This window comes from Moorena sp. SIO3I6 (assembly GCF_010672095.1).
Window position 1 is genome coordinate 1 of sequence record NZ_JAAHHU010000964.1, and the last position, 1,866, is coordinate 1,866.

A 1,866-nucleotide genomic window follows, 5' to 3' on the forward strand; every position below is an offset into this window, starting at 1 on the left:
TAGTTTTCCATCAATGTTATGGATATTTCAATAGATTGAGTTCTGAGATAAAGCGATAATCTCGTTGATTTTCAATAAGGGTAGCAGCAATTTATCCAAGCCAATGCTGTTCTCGAATTCTTCTAACCCATTCGCTACTATTTTGAGTATCTTGTCGATCACACCACATACCAATAAAAGGTTGATTGTCTAATTCCAGAGGGTGAAGAGATGGCGTTTTTTTCGTTAAATACTGTTTTTTTAACACCTCAATGATATCGGCAATAATTTTTTGAGCGTCTTCTGGTAGTTCTTGAATATCTTTTGTTAGTTGTTCTAGGTCACGCATAATTTTTAACAAGTATGTCCAATAACTTTATAGAAATCCATTATACAAATTAATTGCTTTTTGGCTTATTCCACCACAACACCGATCAATCAACGTTAATGTCTAGCATCTCCCTCGGAAAATCGCCCTTACCCTTGTAATCTGTAACGTAAAAACTATATAGTTATTGAGCTTGTCGGGTGGGCAAAAAGATTTTGGTTCTTTTGACTATTAGAGATTAGATTACTTTGCCCACCCTACTTTATTGAGCTTGTCGGGTGGGCAAAAACAATTTGGTTATTGTGAGTATTCGAGATTAGATTAATTTGCCCACCCTACTTTATCTACTTCAAGAGTTGCGCACTTGTGCCAATATCGCTTCTATCTGTTCTAGGGGCACGGCACCAGAGAAGGCTTCACCATTCATAACAAAGAAAGGTGTGCCGCTCAGTCCCAATAGTTGTGCTAGCTGCATGTCTTCTGCAATGGCACTATCAGCTACGTTCCGGTCTCGGTTAAACTGCTCTAGGTCTAAATCTAGGGCTTCGGCAATTTCAAGATATAAATCTTCTCCTAATTGCTTTTGATTAGCGAAGAGGGCATCATGGTACTGCCAGAATTTCCCTTGTTGAGTGGCGGCCCAAGCTGCTTGAGCGGCTGGCAGGGCTTGGGGATGAATTCGGGTGAGGGGGAAGTGTTTGTAAACTAAGGTGACTTCATCCCCATGGTTTGCTATAAACTCCTTGACGGTGTCGTGAGCTCTGGCACAGAAGGGACACTGAAAGTCTGAGAATTCTACTAGCACAATTTTATCTTCAATGGCGCTAGTGGTGGGGGAGGAACCAATGAAGGCTTGGGGATTGGTTTTGAAGCCCTGCAAGATTGCTTGCTGTTGCTGCTGGCTTTCCCGTTCCAGTTGCTGCTGGTATCTCTGGACCGATTCTAGGATTACTTCTGGGTGGTTGCGGATGACTTCGAGTATTTGTTGTTCTAGTTGAGGACTAATCTTGGCGGCTGCTGTGGCTGGCAGTGACCAGGTTGAGAAGGACAGGAGTAGCACTAATCCTGTGAGTGATAGGGCTTTCTGGAGAATGGTAAGGAGTTTAGTGACCATGATTTTCTTAAATTTAACCAAGGCATAGGGTATCTCACATCAGGCAACATCGGCAACGGATTGGTATAGCGCTACGCGCAAGGCAATAGGCATGCTAGCAATAGGCAAAAGTTGCGTCCGATTGTAACGGGCAAGATGCCCATTCCACCTACCGGATCAAACAGAATCCCCCGAATTGAATTCGGGGGAGTGACTTAAGGTAAGCATTCAGCGGTCAGTGGTCAAGCCGTCAGCGGTCAGCGGTCAGTAGTCAGTGGTCAGCCTTTAGCTGAGAGCTGAGAGCTGAGAGCTGATAGCTGTTCGCGTAGCGTGCGCGTAGCGCTTAAGCTGATAGCTTACGGCTCAAGTCATGATTCATTCCGATTGCAACGGTGCATCCAACACTTTAGTAATGCGATCGCGTGCCCCTTCTAAGTGGGCTAAGCTAGCAGTATCAAGGTTTTTC

At 44.4% G+C, this 1,866-nt stretch carries 2 protein-coding genes; both read right to left on the reverse strand.

Translation table 11 applies throughout. The annotated features are described in order from the left end of the window. Nucleotides 1-91: 91 nt before the first annotated feature. Nucleotides 92-328: a hypothetical protein gene (locus F6K49_RS45000; RefSeq protein ID WP_293108589.1), complete on the reverse strand. Its 237-nt coding sequence runs from the start codon at nucleotides 326-328 to the stop codon at nucleotides 92-94. Nucleotides 329-656: 328 nt separating this feature from the next. Continuing rightward, nucleotides 657-1,421, reverse strand: a complete 765-nt coding sequence (locus F6K49_RS45005) for a thioredoxin domain-containing protein (protein ID WP_293108592.1) — start codon at nucleotides 1,419-1,421, stop codon at nucleotides 657-659. Between the last annotated feature and the right edge of the window lie 445 nt (nucleotides 1,422-1,866).